The organism is Chryseobacterium sp. SN22 (assembly GCF_008329705.1).
Classification (GTDB): Bacteria; Bacteroidota; Bacteroidia; order Flavobacteriales; family Weeksellaceae; genus Chryseobacterium.
In genome coordinates, this window is sequence record NZ_VTSX01000001.1 from 88578 (window position 1) to 107612 (window position 19035).

General features: G+C 42.3%; 15 protein-coding genes. 7 read left to right on the top strand and 8 right to left on the bottom strand.

What is annotated here, in order from left to right:
- Position 1 precedes the first annotated feature (1 nt).
- Positions 2–571 carry a hypothetical protein gene (locus FY557_RS00410; protein ID WP_149245323.1) on the bottom strand — a complete coding sequence of 190 codons (570 nt, stop codon included), beginning with the start codon at positions 569–571 and terminating at the stop codon, positions 2–4.
- A gap of 101 nt (positions 572–672) precedes the next feature.
- On the opposite strand from FY557_RS00410, the gene FY557_RS00415 reads away from it, so the two are divergent.
- Positions 673–1740, top strand: coding sequence for a 3-oxoacyl-ACP synthase III family protein (locus FY557_RS00415; RefSeq protein ID WP_149245324.1), 1068 nt, complete (start codon positions 673–675; stop codon positions 1738–1740).
- 69 nt (positions 1741–1809) lie between these two features.
- Positions 1810–3015: a metallophosphoesterase gene (locus tag FY557_RS00420; protein ID WP_149245325.1), complete on the top strand. Its 1206-nt coding sequence runs from the start codon at positions 1810–1812 to the stop codon at positions 3013–3015.
- An 82-nt stretch (positions 3016–3097) separates the two neighbouring features.
- Here the strand turns inward: FY557_RS00420 and FY557_RS00425 are convergent, their stop codons facing one another.
- Together FY557_RS00425 and FY557_RS00430 are read right to left on the bottom strand one after the other, a co-directional pair.
- Positions 3098–3850, bottom strand: coding sequence for a polysaccharide deacetylase family protein (locus FY557_RS00425; protein WP_149245326.1), 753 nt, complete (start codon positions 3848–3850; stop codon positions 3098–3100).
- 84 nt (positions 3851–3934) lie between these two features.
- Entirely contained in the window at positions 3935–4900 is a 966-nt protein-coding gene (locus FY557_RS00430) for an NAD-dependent epimerase/dehydratase family protein (protein WP_149245327.1), read from the bottom strand.
- Positions 4901–4990: 90 nt separating this feature from the next.
- On the opposite strand from FY557_RS00430, the gene ggt reads away from it, so the two are divergent.
- From ggt to FY557_RS00445, 3 genes are all read left to right on the top strand, one after another.
- Positions 4991–6676, top strand: coding sequence for a gamma-glutamyltransferase (gene ggt / locus FY557_RS00435; protein ID WP_149245328.1), 1686 nt, complete (start codon positions 4991–4993; stop codon positions 6674–6676).
- 221 nt (positions 6677–6897) lie between these two features.
- The gene (locus tag FY557_RS00440; RefSeq protein ID WP_149245329.1) at positions 6898–8178 is read left to right on the top strand and encodes a dicarboxylate/amino acid:cation symporter; all 1281 of its coding nucleotides are present in this window, start codon (positions 6898–6900) and stop codon (positions 8176–8178) included.
- A gap of 92 nt (positions 8179–8270) precedes the next feature.
- Entirely contained in the window at positions 8271–8648 is a 378-nt protein-coding gene (locus FY557_RS00445; RefSeq protein ID WP_149245330.1) for a VOC family protein, read from the top strand.
- A 2-nt stretch (positions 8649–8650) separates the two neighbouring features.
- Here the strand turns inward: FY557_RS00445 and FY557_RS00450 are convergent, their stop codons facing one another.
- The 5 genes from FY557_RS00450 to gyrB form a co-directional block, all read right to left on the bottom strand.
- Positions 8651–9502, bottom strand: coding sequence for a diacylglycerol/lipid kinase family protein (locus FY557_RS00450; RefSeq protein ID WP_149245331.1), 852 nt, complete (start codon positions 9500–9502; stop codon positions 8651–8653).
- A gap of 44 nt (positions 9503–9546) precedes the next feature.
- On the bottom strand, positions 9547–10374 hold the full coding sequence (locus FY557_RS00455) for an RsiV family protein (protein WP_149245332.1): 828 nt from the start codon (positions 10372–10374) through the stop codon (positions 9547–9549).
- 78 nt (positions 10375–10452) lie between these two features.
- Positions 10453–12387, bottom strand: coding sequence for a transglutaminase-like domain-containing protein (locus tag FY557_RS00460; RefSeq protein WP_149245333.1), 1935 nt, complete (start codon positions 12385–12387; stop codon positions 10453–10455).
- 1 nt (position 12388) lies between these two features.
- Entirely contained in the window at positions 12389–14281 is a 1893-nt protein-coding gene (locus tag FY557_RS00465) for a DUF3857 domain-containing protein (protein WP_149245334.1), read from the bottom strand.
- 133 nt (positions 14282–14414) lie between these two features.
- Entirely contained in the window at positions 14415–16349 is a 1935-nt protein-coding gene (gene gyrB / locus FY557_RS00470) for a DNA topoisomerase (ATP-hydrolyzing) subunit B (RefSeq protein WP_149245335.1), read from the bottom strand.
- A 230-nt stretch (positions 16350–16579) separates the two neighbouring features.
- On the opposite strand from gyrB, the gene FY557_RS00475 reads away from it, so the two are divergent.
- Complete coding sequence (locus FY557_RS00475) at positions 16580–17923, top strand: cytochrome ubiquinol oxidase subunit I (RefSeq protein ID WP_149245336.1); 1344 nt, start codon at positions 16580–16582, stop codon at positions 17921–17923.
- Entirely contained in the window at positions 17920–18966 is a 1047-nt protein-coding gene (locus tag FY557_RS00480) for a cytochrome d ubiquinol oxidase subunit II (protein ID WP_149245337.1), read from the top strand. Before FY557_RS00475 ends, FY557_RS00480 begins: the two co-directional genes overlap by 4 nt.
- Positions 18967–19035 lie beyond the last annotated feature (69 nt).

The window sequence follows — 19035 nt, forward strand, 5'->3', positions numbered from 1 at the left end:
CTTAAAACTTGTAATATTCTTTATAATAATTGAGGTAATCCTGTTTTCTGAAGATCTTCGATCTGGATTCTACCTGCTGGATATTTTTAATGAGTTTATCGTAATCCTCATCCACATTGTAGTAGAAGTCATCCGTGTACAGTTTGCTGAAACGTCTTGCGCCTCCGTAATACGGTTTTCCGTCGATAATGGTTTTATCCAGTGCCAAAAGTAAGGAATCTTTCTTCAGGTTGTATCCGTAATACTGATCATTGATATAATAATCCTGATGGGCGATATTGATCAGCCCGCGGACTTTACTCACTTCAAAAGCGGAATCAAAAAGAAGCTTTTTATTCCGGTCGAAAACTTTTATGGAGTTTTTCCCTTTATCCAGATCTATGGGAACCGTCTGGCCGCCGGCAATAATCCCTTCGGATCCGTTGTTTATTTTATAGTAAAATGTATCGGGTGTAGGATTGTCTACTACGTAATAGTTCTTTTTGGCCAAAAAAAGGAAGTAGATCCCAAAGGCAACGATAAACGCCACAACTGCAATAAGTAAGCCTTTTAAGGACGGATTATTTTTCATAGGATTGTAAAGTACAATTTCTGCAAATTTAATAATATTTTTAATTCTCCGTTATTAATATTAATTATTAACTTTGCATCTTTAAAAAATCATTTAAACGAATGCCGAATACGATCATCATTGGTTCAGGATCTTACCTTCCCAGCAGAATTATCGGGAGGGATTTTTTCTTAGATTCAGAGTTTTATACTGAAGACGGGGTAAAAATCGACAAACCTGCTGAAGAGACCATTGCAAAATTTGTAGAAATCACGGAAATTGAGAACAGAAGGTTTATTGAAGACGACCTCTCCAACTCACAAATCGGTTACGAAGCTTCAAAAATAGCCATTGAAGACGCCGGCATCGATCAGGAAGAACTGGATTATATCATTTATGCGAGTAATTTCGGTGAAGTTACCGTAAACGGGTATGCAGACTTTATGCCGACCATGGCCGCAAGGGTAAAGAATAAACTGGGTATCAAAAACAGGAAATGCGTTACCTACGATATGCTTTTCGGATGTCCGGGATGGGTGGAAGCGATGATTCTTGCTGATAACCTAATCAAAGCCAAAGTAGCCAAAACCGTTCTGGTAATCGGTGCTGAAACCTTAAGCCGGGTAACCGACCCGTACGACAGGAACCGGATGATCTTTGCAGACGGAGCGGGAGCGGTAGTCGTAAAAGCAACCGATGAAGAAAATGTAGGGATCATTGCCCATAATACCATCTGTGATAACGGAATCGAGCTGGATTACCTGGCCAATGGACCGTCCATCAATAAAGAATCCGACCAGACCCGGCTGTTTGTAAGGATGCAGGGGAGAAAAATCTATGAGTACGCTCTGAAAAACGTTCCTGCAGCGATTAAAGAAACCATTGAGGATGCCGGTCTTTCTCTGGAAGACATCAACAAGGTCCTGATCCACCAGGCCAATGCCAAAATGGATTATGCGATGATCGAAAGACTTCACAAACTGTATAATGTGAAAGACTATGACCACGCCATTTCCCCGATGACGATCCAGGATTTCGGAAATTCATCCGTAGCAACGATTCCTACCATGTTTGATCTAATTATTAAAGGAAAAATGGAGGGTCAATCGTTTAAAGAAAAAGGTAACATCGTGATGACTTCGGTTGGTGCCGGAATGAACATCAATGCTATCGTTTACAGATTTCCTTAAAAAATATATAATATAAAAAAATAGAAAGCACAAGGGAAATTATTCTTTGTGCTTTTTTTAAACCTGATTATGCAGAGAAATTTTTTAATTATTGCAGCCGTCTTCCTGTTATTGGAAGTCTATATTTACCAGGCTATAAGAACTTTAACCGATAATTCGTGGATTAAAATCGGATACGGAATCGTTTCTTTAGCGATCTACGGATTCTTCGCGTACGAAATGGCTCATTTCAATAAAGGTGAAAGAAGCATGATGCGCGCGCAGATCATGATTTCCGTCTTCCTGGTCTTCATCCTTCCTAAAATTTTCATCGTTCTGTTTTTGCTGATTGATGACATCTTCAGAACCGGAAGTTACCTGATCGGACTAACGCGATCTTCTGAGAATTTTTTCCCTGAAAGAAGAAAATTCCTAAGCTTATTGGGATTAGGCCTGGGCGGTGTGCTTTCCGCGCTTTTCATCGACGGAATTACGTTCGGGAAGTACCGGCATAAAGTAAGAAGAGTCAGAATCAATTTTGCTAACCTTCCGAAAAGTTTTAGAGGTTATAAAATCATACAGATTTCAGATGTGCACAGCGGAAGCTTTTCAGATCCAAGCAAACTGGAACATGCCATTCACCTGATCAACGAACAGAACCCCGATCTTGTATTATTTACCGGAGACATGGTAAATAACGTGGCGGATGAATTCAAGCCTTTTATCCCGCTGTTTTCAAAGATCAAAGCGAAAGACGGGAAATTTGCCGTTTTAGGGAACCACGATTATGCAGATTATGTAACCTGGGCTTCCCTGGATGCCAAAAAGAAAAACCTGGACACGCTGATCGATTACGAAAGACAGGCCGGCTTTGATATGCTTCGCAATGAACACCGGATTATTGAGAAAAACGGTGAGAAAATATATATTCTGGGGGTTGAAAACTGGGGACTGAAACCTTTCCCGCAATTCGGCAGACTGGACGATGCCCTGAAAGATGTGCCCGAATCGGCAGTAAAGATCCTGATGAGCCATGACCCTACCCATTTTGATTACGTCGTAAAAAAACATCCTGGAAATGTACATCTGACGCTTTCCGGACATACACACGGCATGCAGTTCGGCCTGGATCTGAAAAATATCAAGTGGTCACCGGTCCAGTATAGATATCCGAAGTGGGCAGATCTGTATGAAAGCGAAGGCAAAATGCTGTATGTGAACAGAGGTTTCGGTGTTTTGGGCTATCCCGGAAGAGTGGGTGTCCTGCCGGAAATCACGCTGTTTGAATTGGCGTAACACATTCAGATTTAAATTTTAAGATTCGGGGTTTAAGGTTGCTCATTATGTATAACTTTAAATCCTGAATTTGAATTTTGAATTAAAAAATATAATCTTTCATTCTTGCAGTAGCCATTTCGTTCTCATCGATCCAGCACAGAAGCTTATCGAGCTTGTCTTCGATCTTCTTCCCTGAATTCCACTTTCTGTACAGAGGAATGTCAAAACGGTATTTGCTGAAGTCGGTAAACTGCCAGGAATTAAGATAAATCAATACGAAATCATCTTTCTTCAGGGTTTCAAATACCATATTCTTATAATACTTCATCGGCAGTACCTGAAATACAAAATCGTTGTACGGCAGCTGACTGTATGGGGAAATGCTTTCCGGGACAATGCTTAATCCGTTCTCTTCAACGATTTCCGTATTGCGTTTCAGGCGTTTGAAAGGAAAAAGGATATCGGCATGATCGATATTAGAAATGTAACCAAAACCCAGCATCTTCAGTTCTTCCTGTGGCAGCTTATGGTCTTTCTGCCGGATTCCCTTAATCTGTTTTTCCAGTAATTCCTCGGTCCGTTTTTTTGCTTCTTCGATTTCCTGAAGCGTGGAATTTTTATTGTAAAAAGCAATTTCATGCCCTTTGGATGAAATTGCTTTTATAAGATTATCTAATTTTTCAGCAATGGAAACTTCAATAAAAAAGCTTGCCTTTACATCATGAATATCTAAAATCCTGAGAATAGCTTTGGTATTGGCCGTGGTAACCTGAGTCCTTTCTTCACCGGAAATATCAGCATTTTTCTTTGTACATGCTTCAATATTCTCAACGTTAAAAGTAAATAATACCATTAAATTAAATTTTAGATAAATTAGATAGCAAGTTATGTATCAGATGTTAAAATAGATTTTATTTAAAGTTAAACTTAATACAATTTAACCTTTGCTTAATTTTACTTTAAGATTGCTGATCATGTCTTTTGTCATTTCAGAAATCCCGAAACTGTAGGTAAGTCCCCAGTCTTTTTTAGCAACTGAATCATCAATGGAAGCCGGCCACGAATCGGCGATGGCCTGTCTGAAATCCGGCTTGTAATCGATCTCGAATTCCGGAATCTCCTTCTTGATTTCTTCTGCCAATTCTTTTGGGGTAAAGGACATACCACCCAAATTATACGATGAACGTACCGTCAGGTTTTCTTTCGGGGCGTCCATTAACTGTAAGGTGGCATCAATGGCATCATCCATATACAGCATCGGCATTCCGGTGTTTTCGGAAATAAAGCTTGTATATTTTCCTTCTTCGATGGCTTCGTAGAAAATTTCCACGGCATAATCGGTAGTTCCTCCGCCAGCCGGTGTTTTCCATGAAATCAGTCCCGGATAACGGATGCTTCTTACGTCTACCCCATGCTTGTCAAAATAATATTCGCACCACTTCTCACCTGCCATTTTAGAAATCCCGTAAACGGTGGTAGGATTAAGGACCACATCCTGTCCTACATTTTCCTTAGGAATTCCTTTTCCGAATACTGCGATGGAGCTTGGCCAGAAGATCTTCCGGATCAGCCCTTCTTTAGCCATTTCGCAAAAATGAAGCAGGGGTTCCAGATTCAGTTTCCAGGCAAAAACAGGCTGCTTTTCTGAAGTACCCGACAATAATGAGGCCAAATGATACACTGTTGTAATCTCATAATCTTTTACGATCTGTCTTACCAGCTGGGTATTGGTAACATCCATTCTTTCGTAATAGCCGGCAGCAGTAATTCCCTTCTGCCATCGGTCCAGCCCTGAAGCCACAACATTGTCTGCTCCGTAAATTTTAACGAGTCGGTTGGTAAGCTCGGTGCCGATCTGTCCTAAAGCACCTGTAATCAGTATTCTTTCCGTGTGGGATTCCATTTTAATTATATTAAGTTGATCAAAAACAAAAATAGATATTTTAAGCCCTATCTTAAAACAAAATTGTAATTTAGGTTACAAAATCTGCAAATGCAAAAGATCTTCTTTTCAATTATTCTGTTTTCTGCCACATTATCAGCACAATATACCGACATCAGCATTATAAAGGAAGTGAAGGTAAAGAACAGAGGCGTCGTAGTTTCTGCGCATCCGCTGGCCAGTGAAGCCGGGGCAAAAATCCTGAAATCGGGAGGAAACGCTTATGACGCAGTTGTTGCCACACAATATGCGTTGGCGGTAGTTTATCCGCAGGCCGGAAATATCGGCGGCGGCGGATTCTTGGTTGGAGTAAAAAACACCGGTGAAAAATTCACCATCGATTACCGGGAAACGGCTCCACGGAAAGCAACGCATGATATGTATGTCGATAAAAACGGAAAAGCCGATACGGATCTTTCACAGAACGGAAGACTGGCTGTCGGCATACCCGGAAGCGTGTCCGGATTTTTTGCCACCTCAAAATACGGCAGGCTTCCGATGAGCCAGCTGATTCAGCCGGCCATTGACCTTGCTGAAAAAGGCTTTGCCGTTACCCAACAGGAAGCAGCTCTTCTAAACTCTAACAAAGCCCATTTTCAGAAGTATAATTCGTCTACAAATGCCTTTATAAAAACAGCTCCCTGGAAAGCAGGCGATATCCTGGTACAGAAAGAGCTGGCCGAAACCCTGAAATTAATTCAGAAAGATGGCCTTAAAGGTTTTTATCAGGGCAAAACCGCGGAACTCCTAGTAGCGGAAATGAAAAGAGGAAACGGCATTATTACCCTGGAAGATCTGAAGAACTATAAAGCAGCGGAAAGAAAAGCCCTGGAGTTCGACTATAAAGGAAGCCGTATCGTTTCGATGCCTTTGCCTTCCAGCGGCGGAATCCTGCTGGCCCAGATGCTGAAAATGGCAAGCTTCGAAAATCTGGAAAAATACCAGCAGAACGATACAAAGGCAGTACAGATTATGGTGGAAGCTGAAAGAAGAGCGTTTGCCGACCGGGCCGAATATATGGGTGATCCGGATTTTATCCGGGATAAAACTTTATACCTGATTTCCGATGAGTACCTGAAAAACCGGTGGAAAAGCTTCAGCTTTGATAAAGCTACCCCAAGCTCTGAAGTAGGGAAAATAGTTATTCAGCCCAAAGAATCTATGGAGACGACCCACATTTCCGTGATCGACAAAGAAGGAAATGCTGCTGCAGTTACTACTACCCTAAACGGTTTATACGGTAGCAAAGTAGTGGTTTCCGGCGCCGGATTTTTTCTGAATAACGAAATGGATGATTTCTCGGTTAAACCCGGTGTTCCGAATATGTTCGGTGCGGTAGGCGGTGAAGCCAATTCCATTCAGCCGAACAAGAGAATGCTGTCATCCATGACGCCTACCATCGTCCTCAAAAACGGGAAACCGTACATGGTGGTCGGAACCCCGGGAGGTACAACCATTCCGACCTCCGTGTACCAGTCGGTTGTGGATGTTATCGATTTTAGATTAAATGCAAATATCTCCGTTAACGCTCCAAAATTTCATCACCAATGGCTTCCTGAAACCGTTGCTTTTGAGAAGAATTTCCCTGAAAGCACGATTATGGAATTGGAAAAACTGGGCTACAAAACCGAAAGGTGGAACCAGATTGGAAGAACGGAAATGATTCTGCTGGATGACAACGGGAATATCCATGCCGTAGCAGACGGCCGCGGTGATGATTCGGTAGCCGTGGAATGATTGCTACTGATTTATCTTCAGTAATGCTATGTCATTTTAATTAAATTCAGCTTCCGGAGTAAAATCAATAATTTTTGAACTTTTGATCACCCAAGGTATCAGGCAGAGTGATTTTAATCCCTTCTTGCTGAGACCATACCTTTTTACAGACTCAAATATTTCATGACTTTTATCATTAGTCCCGTAAATTTTCTTATTTTTCAGGATTAAATTCAGACTCATTGAAAGCAAAAAAATTTTACGGGCAGCTCTATTTTCAGGTAATTGTGGCCATTGTAGCGGGTATTCTTCTCGGAAGATTTTATCCCGAACTGGGCGAAAAGATGAAGCCTTTGGGCGACGGGTTCATCAAACTGGTCAAAATGATTATTGCCCCTGTGATTTTCATTACCCTTACTTTGGGAATTGCCCACATGACGGATCTTAAGAAAGTAGGCAGGATTGCTGTAAAGGCCATGATCTATTTTCTTACCTTTTCCACTTTGGCGCTGATTATCGGATTAGTCGTTGGAAATATCCTGCAGCCGGGACAGGGTTTAAACATCGATCCGTCTACCCTTTCTGGCGACGTTTCACAATACCAACAGAAGGCTCATGAATCTACCCTGACAGGCTTCATCATGAATATTATCCCGGAAACCCTTTTTAGTCCGCTGGTCGGGGAAAATATACTCCAGGTGCTTTTGGTCGCTGTTTTAACGGGTGTTGCCTTGGTGCTGGCTCAGGAAAAAAGCCGTAAAGTAACGGAGTTCCTGCAGGACCTTTCCGCTCCGGTATTTAAAATCGTGCATATGCTGATGAAGCTGGCACCGATCGGAGCCTTCGGAGCAATGGCTTTTACCATCGGGAAATACGGGCTCCATTCTGTTTTAAACCTCATCTTTCTGGTTGGTACATTTTATGTCACCTCTGCTCTGTTTGTGGTTTTGATACTAGGCGCAGTGGCCTGGTACAACGGTTTCAGCATCTTCAAGCTGATGTATTATCTGAAGGAGGAATTGCTGCTGGTACTGGGAACCAGCTCTTCGGAGTCCGCTCTTCCGGGGATGATGGAAAAGCTGGAAAAGGCAGGTTGTTCGAGAGCCATCGTCGGACTGGTAGTCCCGACCGGATATTCTTTTAACCTTGACGGCACCAATATTTATATGACTTTAGCTTCCCTGTTCATTGCGCAGGCTTTAAATATTCACCTGCCGATCGAAAAACAGATCATGCTGCTTTTGGTCGCCATGCTGAGTTCCAAAGGAGCTGCCGGGGTTACCGGAGCAGGATTCGTCACCTTAGCTGCCACCCTGGCCGTCGTTCCCGAAATTCCAATTGCAGGCATGACCCTCATCCTTGGAATTGATAAATTTATGAGTGAATGCCGCGCTTTAACGAACGTCATCGGAAATTCCGTAGCAACGGTTGTGGTCGCCAATTGGGAAAAGCAGCTGGATAAGGAGCAGCTGCAGTATTGCCTTAATAATCCTCATAAGATAGAGGAAAAGCTGGAGGTTTAATTAATACTGTTGAAATGATTCAATATACCAGGAAGCTGTTATACGTGACTTGTATCCTGCTTATGTCCTGTACACAAAACACCCGTAAGATAATGAAGGAAAACAATCCGGTGGTCTACTTTGAAATTCCTGTTACAGACCTGGAAAGGGCCCAGAAGTTTTACAGCCATGTATTCGGCTTCAGGTTTGAAAAAGAAATCATTGATGATTATGAAATGCTGCTGTTCCCGTTTGAAGAAACCAGCAGCGGGATTTCCGGGGCACTGGCTAAAGGCGACGTCTACCAGCCCTCTCAAAAGGGTATTATCCTTTATTTCAGGACTCAAGATATTGATCTCACATTAGAAAAAGTTCTGGAGAAAAGAGGAAAAATCCTTTATCCTAAAACCGTTAATGAAAAACATGGTTTTGCAGTCGCAGAATTTGAAGACAGCGAAGGAAACCGCATTGCCCTTCATCAGACCCTATAATCTCAGATCAGGATATTCAGGCTCGCAGGCTGCACTTTTACATGAATGGGAGACTTTATTTTATTGAACTCCCCGTCCAGGTGCCAGTTTTTGGTATTGACCTTAAATTCTATTTCCGAAACAGGCAGATAGGTGATGTAATCGTCTTCTTTCAGCTTTTTGGTAAACATCCTGAAAGCGAAAAGCGGAGAATAGGTAAGCGGAAACTTTTTCACCAGCACCATATCCACCAGCCCGTCACTTTTGCTTGCGTGCGGTGCAATATAAGCGTTGTTGCCGAACTGTCGGGTGTTGGCAATATTCACCATTAAATATTTCCCGTCGTACTGCTTATATGCTTCATCAAAGAATTTCAGTTTAATGGGCTTATAGCTTAAAAAGGTCCGGAGCGAAACCTTAACATAATTTTTAAAACCCCTGGTGGTTTTTTCAAACTCTTTGACCACTTTACCGTCGAAGCCGGTACCGGACACATTGATGGAAAGCCGGTCATTCACTGTGAAAGTATCGATCTTTCTGGATTTTCCGGCATCGATTTTCTTCAACAGCTCATCCAGGTTTTTGCTGAACTGCGTTTCATTGGAAAAACCGTTTCCTGAACCTGCCGGAAAAATACCCAGAATCTTTTCGGTACCGATCAGGTTTTTCGCTACCGTGGAAATGGTTCCGTCCCCTCCGATCGCCACAAACAGATCAACCGTTCCGAAATGGTTCCGGATAAATTCATCGGTTCCTGCAATAGAATCTGAAATAAAATACAAAGGATCTTTCACCTTCGATTTCAGTTGATTAAGAAACGGCTTGTAATTTTTTTTTGCCGAAAAAGGATTGATGATGAAGGCTGCTTTTTCCATTGATGCAAAAATAAAAAATGCTTCCTGATCCGGAAGCATTAATATTAGTTAATTTTCATTCTTTTCGCAAATTCAGAATTCAGCGTTCCTTTCAGATCGGCCCACGATACGGGAATCGTGATGTCGCCTGCTGCAAAAGCGGCAATTTCGTACGGGCTATAGTGGAAATACAGGTTTTTTTCATCAAAATAGAAATTTTCTGTTGCCGGGATCTTATCCACCAGCAGCATTTCGGAATTGTTCACTTGTCCCTTATTATCGGTGGTTCCGCTGTTGATTTTATTGATATTTTTCATCAGCAGTGCTTCCAGATTGGTTACAGGCATCGAAGTGATGTCTTTCAGTTCTACTTTCTTATTGTTTTTCAGGTCGAAAACCCTTTCCGAAAAGCCATAATTGTCATGGGCACCGCCTTCATAGGATCCCCAGACGTATTCGATATGCAGGTAATCATTGGTGTTCGATTTTACATTCATCCCGGTATCGGAATACCATTCCTGGGCAAAAGTAAGATCGGAACCCCATTCTCTGGAGTCTTTTCTGATCTGGTTGAAATATTCATTCTTACTTTTCTGAAGGTAATTCTGCAGGCCGTTTTTAGAAAAATCGCTGATGCCTTTCCCGGTAAAGTAAATGCTGTCCAGTAATTTTTTATCCTTGAGGGTTGGAAAAACCAGCATTTTTGAGGAATATTTAACGGTAAGGGAATCATTCAGCTTTATAGAATCGTTTATCTTCACTGAATCTACGGTAAACCTTTCCGTACTTGGATTTTCTGTAACACCGGTAACAGTATTGTTATTTTCTGTTTTTTTACAGGCCGAAACCGCCAGTAAGGAAGAAAGGGCCAGCACGGCGATCGTATTTTTCATAATTCTTATTTTCCTTCTTATATGCAAAAACCATTCAAAAACTGAATGGTTTTTTATATATTTTGGAATTTACCGTTTTTAGGATTTTTTTACCAGGCTGATAACCTGATTTTCCTGCTTGGAGGCCACGCCCCAGATCTGCTTGAAGGCAGGATAGTATTCTTTAGGATAATTCGGGCTCAGGATTTTCGTCGTGGAAACCACTTCAATTTTATTTCCTTTCTGCTCCACCATATAACTGTATTCAATTTCCTTATCATCCGTTACGATCTTTTTGCTCTTCGGCATTTCCTCAACGGCATAGCCTTCAGGGATTTCAAATACGATCTTTTTTATTCGGGTAAAGGGCGAAATGAAATCAATCAGGTACTTCCGTTCTTCATTCTGGTCGAATTCATTTGAATTTTTGTTTAAAAACAGCATCGGATTGATGATCATTTTCTTCCCGATGCGGTCTATCAGATTATCGGAAGAAAACTTCATCGTGCTTTCAAAATCGCCATTTTCCATCACTTTGGAATCGATATCCGTAAAATCGATCGCAAAATTTTCTTTGTACTGCTTTTTATATTTATCGGCATTGTCGTCATAATTTTCCTTTGCAAACATCGCGTAGGTCCCGGTATCCTTATCCGAGTAGGTTCCCGAAACGCTTCCGTCGGTATTGATTTTGGCTTCTGCCGTAAGGTAGGTAAAACTGGTCTTCGCATTCACCATAGACAGCTGCTGCACCTTATCTTTTGAAATCAGAATTCCATACTGGTTCCAGTCTCTCGGCGGCAGCTGATCGATCGAAGACTGTTTTGAGGTAGCGTCATATAAATGAAACCCGTCTTTGGTCTGGATGGCTGCAATCACAAAATTCATGTTGTTTACATTGGGTGACGCCATATTGATGAGCCCGTGGTTTACCGTAGAAATGGTAAGCGGATCTGCCTTAATTCCCGCTTCACGAAGCAGCATCACCAGGAAAAGATTGATTTCCGCCGCATTTCCGGTTTTGGTTTCAATCATTTTTTTGATCCCGTCTTCCACATATAATCCCCGGTCTTTGTTCCAGGTAAAGGTATTTTTAACATAATTAAAAATAGCGTTAGCCTTACCGATTTCATCGGTAATACCGGAAATCCCCGCCGGCATATTTTCCTTTGCCAGCTTGGTTTTCTTCAGTTCGGCGCCGAAATCTTCATTTTCATACAGCCTTTCCTTAATCTGCTCCCAGGAAGAAGAATAGAGCTTCAGCTCCCTGAAATTGGTGGAATGCAGCTCAGCACTGATTTTTGTCCGGTAATTATCATCGTTGCTTACGAATTTTTCAGTCTTAAAGCCTTTTAAGTTTTCATATCCGAAGCGGTAGGTTCTGTAGTTCGTTCCGTACATGGTCCTTTCTTCCACTTCGCGGTACTTCGGATTCAGGGAACCCGTATAATTTACGCTGTAGGAAATATTGGAAGGGCTGTCCAGTACATATTCGGTATATAACGAAGGCGTATCCGTTTCGATCATAATCTCGGGGATGACGAATAAAAACGGCGAATTGACTTCATACTGGTATTCGATAACCGAACCATTCTTCACATTAGGGAACGCAAATTTGGTAACTGAAAAATATTTGCTTTCCTTACTTTTATACTTTGAGCTTTTGTCAACTTTTGTAGCAACGGAAGTCCCGTTTTCAAGGTTGTAGGTAAACGCTTTTATTTTCGAAATGGTTTCCTGGTCGCTTCCTCTCTGTAATAAAGGAATTTCAAGATTCAGCCATTCTTCTGCCTTATCCTTATCATAGATTTTAACTCTGTAAAAAGCCTGTTTCACCAGATTCCCGGTGTTGGTATCAATACTGAAATGTAATGATTTGTATAAAATTTCCGCGGGGGCATTTTCGTCCAGCGTCGATTTCTGCCGGGATAAATCCGCATCGTTAAACTTCGGAGGTTCAAGAAAGGCATGTTTTTGTGCATCAATAAACATAAAGTTCATTGAGCAGGCAGCCATTAGAAATAATGTTCTCATGTTAAATTTTAGAAATTAAAATTTTTGAATTGTCAATGTTAATCGTTTTTTTTCTGAAACTGATGTAGTCATTGTACTTCTCTTTCGGGTACAGGCCTTTATTGATCCTGATCGTCCGGCTTACCTTCAGCTCTTCCCCGTTTTTCACAAAGCTGAGCTTATAGGTTCCGAATTCGGAATTTAAAGTAACGTTTTCAGGCAGTTCCTCTACCTTATAGTTTTCAGGAAGGGCAAAGCTGATCTCGTATTCATCTTCGAAAGACTGCCTCAGTTCGAATGGCAGCGCTCTTTTTTCATCCGTTTTATATACATTATCGGAATAAATCGGCACCGCTCTGAAGATGATACTGCTTCCTGCATTTTTGGAATAATTGTTTGCTTTGAAATCGAGATCGAATTTGGCAACGGCATTGTCTTTATCATTCAGGAAATTCTTCAGTTCAATTTTTTCAAAATGCAGGATGCTGAGAAGACTCTTCAGCGCTTCATTTCTTTCCTTGGGTGACATAGTGGATAAGACCAGGTTATTATCGTACTGGATTCCCGTATAGGCAAAATTTCCTTCGCCGGAAATGCTGTTGTCTTCATTCAGCTTTATTTTCAGAAGCTGCTTTTCTCGGCTTTGCTCCGCTGAATATACCGGAGTATCAATCAGTTCAATCCCGTTTTTACGGATAGAAAGTACATTGCGGTCCGTTGTATTGTAGCTTAAATGATTGTATGCCATCTGCTGGGAAGTGTTTTCCAGCCAGATATTTCCCTTTTCTGTAGGAACCATCAGGATAACGTGATTTCCACCCATTTTTGGAAAGTCCTTATCAAAGGAAACCGGCGAAGAGCTGGAATTGATTACCGAATAATACGATGGAATCCCCGCTTCATCCAGCAATGTTTTCATATAATTGGTTAAACCTTTACAGTCGCCGTATCCTTTTTTCTGCACTTCATCCGGAAGCATCGGCTGCCATCCCCCGATTCCCAATGCCACGAAAATATATCGCGTTTTGGCCTGCATGTACTGATACAGCTTTTTCACTTTTTCTTCCGTGGTTCCCTGAAGGTTCAATGCGGCAACTTCCGCTTTGATGGCAGGAGTCGATAAAGAAACCGGCTGCAGGATGCTATTGTAATACCAGGAACCGAAATCGCCCCAGCTGTTGATGCTTCCCTGCTTGCCTTCAAGGTTAAACTTTGTCAGGGCAAAGCTTACTTTCGGAAGGATTTTTACCGGCTGTGGCGATAAAAAGGCGTCTTCAATCGCCGGAATATTTTTATAGGTATATATTTTTTCGCCTGTGTTTTCGCTTTCAATTACTGAAGCAAAATTATAGGCGGAAGGATAGATTTTGGTTTTAAGCTCAATTCCGGATTTATTGATGATCTTCATCTGCGCTTCTTCCAAAGAAACACTGTTGGATCTGAAAGGAATAAAATCCGGCATAAAAACCGTATTTCGATCACCCATCTGGTAAGCAAACTCAACAGTATAAGGATATTGGGTCGGCGTATACGACAATGCCATTACCCGGTTATCCGAATAAAAGGTACCCTGGTTGTTATTGGCAAAATCCCCGAAATCCGATTTCGAAAATGATTTGATTTTTTTACCTGATTCATCATAGATATTGACCTTTACATCCGAAATGCTGTTGCTTTTATCGTACGGAATGAAAACCAGCGCATTATCATCACCGTCTTTGGTAAGAACAGTCGTTACCGTATAAAACTGGTACCTGACATCATCGATCCGGTTGATCTGAATGGTGGTAAAATCTTTCCTGATAACGGCATCCGCATTTTTTTTAAGATTTTCAGGAATGGCAGAAACAGGAAACGCCTGTGCGTGATACAAAGAGGCTATTGAAAGGGCTCCGATACAAAAGATTTTCATCATGGCTATTAAAATATCGCAAAAATAACAAAATCTGTTAAGTGATGAAATATTTTTTTTTGGTATTACCGATAATTCATACATAAATAAAAAAAGACTTCAGTGATGAAGTCTTTTTTATTTATATTAAATGCAATTAAGCATCAATTTTAGCATACTTGGCATTTTTTTCGATAAACTCCCTTCTTGGCGGAACCTCGTCTCCCATCAGCATGGAGAAAACATTATCCGCTTCTACAGCATTATCAATGGTTACCTGCTTAAGGATTCTGTGTTCAGGGTTCAGGGTAGTTTCCCAAAGCTGTTCCGGGTTCATTTCCCCAAGACCTTTGTAACGCTGAACTTCTACTCCTTTTCCGTCCGGGGACATTTCCAGAGTAAATTCTTCACGCTCTTTTTCATTGTAGGCATACTGCTTTTTATTTCCCCGCTTCAATAAATACAAAGGCGGCTGAGCGATATAGATATACCCGTTCTCAATAAGTTCCTTCATGTATCTGAAGAAGAACGTCAGAATCAGGGTAGAAATGTGAGAACCGTCGATATCGGCATCGGTCATGATAACAATCTTATGATACCTTAATTTCGCCATATTCAATGCTTTGCTGTCTTCCTCCGTACCTACGGATACGCCCAAAGCAGTATAGATGTTCTTGATCTCTTCGTTGTCGTATACTTTATGGAGCATGGATTTCTCAACGTTCAGGATTTTACCTCTTAACGGAAGGATGGCCTGGAAAAATCGGTCACGACCCTGTTTTGCCGTTCCACCTGCGGAATCCCCCTCTACCAGGAAGATTTCAGATTCTGCAGGATCTTTTGAGGAACAGTCTGAAAGTTTACCCGGCAGTCCGGAGCCTCCCATCGGAGATTTTCGCTGCACCATTTCACGGGCTTTTTTCGCCGCCTGTCTGGCTTTCGCTGCCAATACCACTTTCTGTACGATGATTTTCGCCTCATTAGGATTTTCTTCCAGAAAGTTGGTCAGCATTTCCCCTACGATTTTATCTACTGCACCGGAAACTTCGGAGTTTCCTAATTTCGTTTTGGTTTGCCCTTCAAACTGTGGTTCCATTACTTTTACGGAAACTACAGCTGTTAATCCCTCACGGAAATCATCACCGGTAATCTCCACTTTCTCTTTTGCAGGAAGCCCAAGATCATCGGCATATTTCTTAAGCGTTCTCGTTAAAGCACGTCTGAAACCGGCCAGGTGAGTTCCTCCTTCATGGGTGTTGATGTTGTTGACATAGGAATGAAGGTTTTCCGTAAATGAAGTATTGTAACGCATCGCTACTTCTACCGGAATATCGTCTCTTTCGCCTTCCATGAAAATAACATTTTCCATGATGGACTCACGGTTTCCGTCGATATACGCAACGAATTCCTTTAATCCTCCTTCGGAATGGAAAACTTCCGAACGGAAAGATCCGTCTTCCAGCTTTTCCCTTTCGTCGGTCAGGGTAATCGTAATGCCTTTATTTAAATAAGAAAGCTCTCTTAAACGGCTTGCCAAAGTATCATAGTTGTAAACAAGCTCGGTGAAAATGGTATCATCCGGCTGAAAAAACTGCTTGGTTCCCCTGTTGTCACTGTGCCCGATTTCTTCAACTTCGGTCTGTGCTTTTCCTTTGGAATAAATCTGTTGATATATATTTCCGTCCCTATAAACTGTAGTGACCATCTGGTTGGATAGTGCATTCACACACGACACCCCAACTCCGTGAAGACCTCCGGAAACTTTATAGGAATCTTTATCGAATTTACCTCCGGCCCCGATTTTGGTCATTACAACTTCAAGGGCGGATTTTTGTTCTTTTTCGTGGAAGTCTACCGGGATCCCTCTACCGTTATCGCTAACTTCGACTCCGTTTCCTTCCTTAATGCTGACGAAGATGGTGTCGCAGTATCCTGCCAATGCCTCGTCTATAGAGTTATCTACTACTTCATAAACCAAATGATGGAGACCTCTTACTCCCACATCACCAATGTACATTGAAGGACGCATACGTACGTGTTCCATTCCTTCCAATGCCTGAATACTACTCGCTGTATATTGTTTCTGACTCATATAAATATTAAAAATTTCTGCTGTATGCAGAGACCTACAAATATCGTGATTTTTTTCGAGTTGTGAAAGTTAAAATGTATCAAAAAACAGAGGATTTTCCAGAGAAAAAAAGAGCTTATCCCATTTAAAAAATATCAAAGTTAAAACCTATTTCCCGAACGATTGCTGTTGTAAATCATACGGCGCTTTTCTAATTTATGCGTACCTTTAATTACCCAAAAATTGAATTCATGGACGACTTTCTTGCAGCCCGTGCCCAGATGGCGATGTCGCTGGGATTTCATATCATTTTTTCCTGCGTCGGCATGGTCATGCCTTTCCTGATGGCTTTTGCCCACTGGAAGTATCTGAAAACAAAAGATGAAGTATACAAAGGATTAACGAAAGCCTGGAGCAAAGGGGTAGCCATCCTTTTTGCCACGGGAGCCGTTTCCGGAACAATGCTTTCTTTCGAACTCGGACTGCTCTGGCCGCAGTTTATGAAACACGCCGGGCCGATTTTCGGAATGCCTTTTTCGCTCGAAGGAACTGCATTTTTCATCGAAGCTATTGCCATTGGCTTTTTCCTTTACGGCTGGGACCGTTTCAACAAATGGTTCCACTGGTTCTGCGGTTTTCTGGTTGGGTTAAGCGGACTCGCTTCAGGGATCCTTGTGGTGGCCGCCAACGCCTGGATGAATTCTCCTGCAGGATTCGATTACATCAACGGACAATACGTCAACATCGATCCGATCAAAGCCATGTTTAATGATGCCTGGTTTTCACAGGCACTGCATATGACAGTAGCTGCCTTCTGTGCAACAGGGTTTGCAGTGGCTGGCGTTCATGCTTTTCTGGTTTTAAGAAAAAAGAATATTGAATTTCACACCAAAGCTTTTAAAATTGCGGCAGGGTTTGCCCTGATCGGTGCTTTCGGAGCACCTTTAACCGGTGACACGGCAGCGAAATCGGTAGCGAAACGACAGCCGATCAAACTTGCAGCCATGGAGGCCCATTTTGAAACGGAAAAAGGAGCAGCCTTTGTGATTGGGGGGATTCCTGATGAAAAGAAAGAAGAAATAAAATACGCCATCAAAATCCCGAAGCTCCTGAGCTTCCTGGTCAGCAGCGATTTCAACAGTGAAGTAAAAGGATTGAAAGATTTCCCCAGAGATGAATGGCCGCCAGTGGCGGTAGTGCATTACGCTTTTCAGACCATGATCTTTTTTGGGGTGATCATGATTATTATCGGGTCAGTCTACCTGTATGCAACCTTCTTCAAGAGGAAATGGCTTACCGCAGGCTGGCTGCTGAAAACATTTATAATAGCCACTCCTTTCGGATATATTGCCCTTGAAGCAGGATGGACGGTAACTGAAGTCGGACGGCAACCGTGGATCATTTATGGAGTCATGCGTACCGTAGATGCTGTAACGCCGATGCCGGGCATACAGTATTCCTTTTATTTTTTTACAGCCGTTTTCGCTTCACTTTCCGTCCTGATGGCCTTCCTGCTTAGCCGTCAGATCAAAATGGTGCCGAAATTATATGATCCTACTGATCCTCAGTTTAACCCTAAAAGCAAAGAATCATGATTTACGTCGTAATAGGTTTTCTCTGGTTGTCGATCTGCCTGTACGTTATTCTGGGCGGTGCCGATTTCGGTGCGGGCATTGTGGAGCTGATGACCAGGAAAAAGAACCGCCCCAAAACCCAGGTGATTATGTACGAATCCATTGCGCCGGTTTGGGAAGCCAACCACATGTGGCTGATTATTGCCGTGGTGATTTTATTTGTCGGATTTCCTGAAATCTATACTACCCTTTCTACCTACCTTCACATTCCGCTGGTCCTGATGCTGATCGGAATTATTGCACGGGGAACTTCTTTTACCTTCCGGCATTACGATGCCGTAAAAGACGAATGGCAGAAGGTATACACGCAGATTTTTTATTTTTCCAGTCTGCTGACCCCGTTTTTCCTAGGACTGATTGCCGCCGCGACAATTTCACGCTCCATCCAGCCTGATGCCGATAATTTCCTGGACCTTTATATTTTCAGCTGGCTGAACTGGTTCGGTGCAGCCGTCGGATTGTTTACCATATCGATTTGTGCCTATCTGGCTTCCATTTTTGCCTTAAGGGAAACCTGCGACCGTATGGAATTGAAGCTGATGATCAGGAAGTCCAAGCAAACCATGGTCTTTGTCGTCATTACCGGAATACTGGTTTTTGTGACGTCCTATATTTCCGGGATCCCTCTTGTGATGTGGGTCTTTTCGAAACCCCTGGGTATTATGGCAACCACTTTTGCAACCATTTGCCTGTTCCTGATCCTAAGATCCATGCATACCGGGAAACTGCTGGCGGTACGTGCACTGGCCGGATTCCAGGTGATTATGATCCTCGTGGCAGCTACTTATCAGCACAACCCCAACATCATCCTGTTCGGAAACGGACAGCATCTTTCACTCCTGGAACATCTGGCTGCCCCTAAGACCATTACAGCTCTGGGATGGGCTTTGATGCTGGGTTCCGTTTTCATTCTCCCTTTCCTGTTTTACCTGATGGTTTCATTCAGTAAGCAGCGGAGACAACTGAAGGAAACGGCAAAACCGGAAACGCCGATTAAACCGTAACAATATAATTTTGTCAACAAAAAACCTCTGTAGTTTAAATTACAGAGGTTTTTTGTTTGGGATTTTCAC

What these genes read in the sequence shown, in the direction of transcription:
- FY557_RS00410 (WP_149245323.1), bottom strand. Translation starts at nt 571, where the DNA reads ATGAAAAATAATCCGTCCTTAAAAGGCTTACTTATTGCAGTTGTGGCG.
- FY557_RS00415 (WP_149245324.1), top strand. Translation starts at nt 673, where the DNA reads ATGCCGAATACGATCATCATTGGTTCAGGATCTTACCTTCCCAGCAGA.
- FY557_RS00420 (WP_149245325.1), top strand. Translation starts at nt 1,810, where the DNA reads ATGCAGAGAAATTTTTTAATTATTGCAGCCGTCTTCCTGTTATTGGAA.
- FY557_RS00425 (WP_149245326.1), bottom strand. Translation starts at nt 3,850, where the DNA reads ATGGTATTATTTACTTTTAACGTTGAGAATATTGAAGCATGTACAAAG.
- FY557_RS00430 (WP_149245327.1), bottom strand. Translation starts at nt 4,900, where the DNA reads ATGGAATCCCACACGGAAAGAATACTGATTACAGGTGCTTTAGGACAG.
- ggt (WP_149245328.1), top strand. Translation starts at nt 4,991, where the DNA reads ATGCAAAAGATCTTCTTTTCAATTATTCTGTTTTCTGCCACATTATCA.
- FY557_RS00445 (WP_149245330.1), top strand. Translation starts at nt 8,271, where the DNA reads ATGAAGGAAAACAATCCGGTGGTCTACTTTGAAATTCCTGTTACAGAC.
- FY557_RS00450 (WP_149245331.1), bottom strand. Translation starts at nt 9,502, where the DNA reads ATGGAAAAAGCAGCCTTCATCATCAATCCTTTTTCGGCAAAAAAAAAT.
- FY557_RS00455 (WP_149245332.1), bottom strand. Translation starts at nt 10,374, where the DNA reads ATGAAAAATACGATCGCCGTGCTGGCCCTTTCTTCCTTACTGGCGGTT.
- FY557_RS00460 (WP_149245333.1), bottom strand. Translation starts at nt 12,387, where the DNA reads ATGAGAACATTATTTCTAATGGCTGCCTGCTCAATGAACTTTATGTTT.
- FY557_RS00465 (WP_149245334.1), bottom strand. Translation starts at nt 14,281, where the DNA reads ATGATGAAAATCTTTTGTATCGGAGCCCTTTCAATAGCCTCTTTGTAT.
- gyrB (WP_149245335.1), bottom strand. Translation starts at nt 16,349, where the DNA reads ATGAGTCAGAAACAATATACAGCGAGTAGTATTCAGGCATTGGAAGGA.
- FY557_RS00475 (WP_149245336.1), top strand. Translation starts at nt 16,580, where the DNA reads ATGGACGACTTTCTTGCAGCCCGTGCCCAGATGGCGATGTCGCTGGGA.
- FY557_RS00480 (WP_149245337.1), top strand. Translation starts at nt 17,920, where the DNA reads ATGATTTACGTCGTAATAGGTTTTCTCTGGTTGTCGATCTGCCTGTAC.